General features: G+C 73.3%; 1 protein-coding gene and 1 pseudogene. Both read right to left on the minus strand.

Going from position 1 to position 2,347, the window contains the following annotated elements:
• Positions 1–267 (minus strand): annotated as a pseudogene (locus tag B7L92_RS34770) (glucose-6-phosphate dehydrogenase); the annotation flags it as partial.
• 698 nt (positions 268–965) lie between these two features.
• Positions 966–2,347 (minus strand): glycoside hydrolase family 16 protein (locus tag B7L92_RS34780; RefSeq protein WP_255311274.1); only part of this gene is annotated, 1,382 nt, incomplete at its 5' end.

Genomic DNA, 2,347 nt, shown 5'->3' on the forward strand with positions numbered 1-2,347 from the left:
GACCAGCGAGAAGCCCGGCGGCAGCAGACCGCGGTTGGCGAGGTCGTACACGGCCGGCATCAGCTTCCTGCGCGACAGGTCACCGGTCACCCCGAAGATGACCAGCCCCGAGGGGCCCGCGATCCGGGGCAGTCGGCGGTCGCGGGGGTCGCGCAGGGGGTTGGCCCAGCCGGCCGCGGGGGCGCGGAGGGCCGCGTCGGCCCGGGGCGCTCCCCGCTCCCCGGTCCCCGCGGTGTCCGTCCGCGGTTCGGTCGTCTCGTCGGTCATTCCGCGTCAGCTCCCATGCTGTCGAGGGGCATCGTCACCGCGTCGAGCAGGTCTTTCCCGTACCGGGTGTCCTGGTGCGCCGGGTTCAGCCATTCGCCGGTACCGCTGCCGACGGGGGGACGAGGAAGGGGAGGACGGACCGGGGCGTCGCGCCGGGGCGGTCCGCCGGACGGACCGGCGCGTCCCCGCCGGACGGTCGCTTCGGTGCTCCCGCGGTCGCGGTTGCTTCGGTCACTGTGATCATCTTCTTTCCCGCGGTCACCTCGACCGCGCGCGGAGGTGAGGAATTCCTTCGCGAAGTGTTCGACGGAGTCGATGCGTCCCCGCGTCACCTGTGAACCGGTACCACGTCGGTCCCCCTCCGGCTCCGATCGCAACGCGGGCCTGCACGGTCGGCGGCGGCACCCCGTGGGTCGGTACACCCTGACGGGCGAGCGCGGGACCGTGCCGGTGGGCCGGACGGGCGACCGGGGTGCTCCCGGTGCCGGTCGGCACGCCGGTCGCCCGGACGATCTCGATCACCACCTTCTTCTCGCGCAGCGGCGAGTACCGCGGAACCGTGCCGGTCATGCCGCCCGTCCCGGCCGCGCGGGACGCCGCCGCCCTTCCCGGGCCCCCGCGGGACCCCGGACACGCAAAAGGGGCTCCACGCGTGCGTGGAGCCCCTTCCGCGGCCGGGGAGGCCGGTGCGGGGGTGCTCAGCGGCCGAAGGTGAACCAGTTGACGTTCACGAAGTCCGACGGCTGACCGCTGGTGAAGGTCAGGTAGACGTCATGCGTGCCCGTGACGGGGCCGATGTTCGCCGGGATCGTCCGCCACGACTGCCAGCCGCCCGTGTTGCCCACCGCGAAACTGCCGACGGGCGCGTTGCTCCGGCTGTCCAGGCGCACCTCGACCAGGCCGCTGACGCCGGGCGCCGCGCCGCTCGCCACCCGCGCGGAGAACTGCCGCGCCGGGGTGGAGCCGAAATTGACGCCCTTGAAGTGCAGCCAGTCGCCGTTGGCCAGCGCGCCGACGTTCTGGCCGCCGCCGGTGTCCGACGTCGTCTCCGTCATCGTGCCGGACTGGCCGTCGTAGGACTCGGCCTGAATGGTGCCGTAGGCGTCGCGGTTCCCGGTCGGCGGGGGCGTGGTGCCGCCGCCGGCGGAGGTCAGCACCTGGACGTAGTCGACCAGCATCGAGTGGCCGGGCTGGGTGCCGGCGTCCGGGCCGCCGCCGAAGGCATCGGGGAACCCGCCGCCCATCGCCACGTTGAGGATGACGAAGAAGCCGTGGTCCGTGGCGTTCGACCAGGTGGCCGCGTCGACCTGGTTCTCCCGCACGGTGTGGAAGTTGTTGCCGTCCAGGTAGAAGCGGATCTCCTCCACGCCGGTGGAGCGGTCCCACTCCATCCGGTACGTGTGGAAGCCGGCCTGGCAGGTCGTGCCCTGGCAGGTGGTGGAACCGCCGATGCCGCTGTTCTCGTTGCAGGGGCCGCCGGGTGCGGTGCCGCAGTGCATGGTGGCGAACACGGTGTTCATGCCCTGCGTGTTCTCCATGATGTCCAGCTCGCCGACCGCGGGCCAGTTCCAGTAGTTGCCCCGGTAGGGCGCGCCCAGCATCCAGAACGCCGGCCAGTAGCCCTTGGCGGCGGCCCCGGTGACGTTGGGCACCTGGATGCGGCCCTCGACGCGCATCGTGCCGCCCGCCGGGGGCTGGAAGTCGGTGCGGTTGGTCTCGATGCGGCCGGAGGTCCAGTTGCCCGAGGCGTCGCGCCGCGGGGTGATGCGGAGGTTGCCGTTGCCGTCGAGGGAGACGTTGTCCGTGCTGGACGTCATCGTCTCGATCTCGCCGGTGCCCCAGTTGGCCGGGCCGCCCGGGTAGCCCTTGCCGGTCGCGTACTGCCAGCGGGAGGTGTCGACGCCGCGGCCCGCGGGGCCCTCGAAGTCGTCGACGAAGACCTGGGTCCAGCCCGACGGGGGAGGCGGCGCGGAGGCGCTCGCGGACGGGGTGGCGACGGTCGCGGCGGCCGCCGCGAGACCCAGCGTGCTCACGACGGCGAGGAGCGCCCGCCTCACGGGGCGGGGTCTGCGGGGGGTGC

Source organism: Streptomyces viridosporus (genome assembly GCF_002078235.1).
GTDB classification, from domain to species: domain Bacteria; phylum Actinomycetota; class Actinomycetes; order Streptomycetales; family Streptomycetaceae; genus Streptomyces; species Streptomyces viridosporus.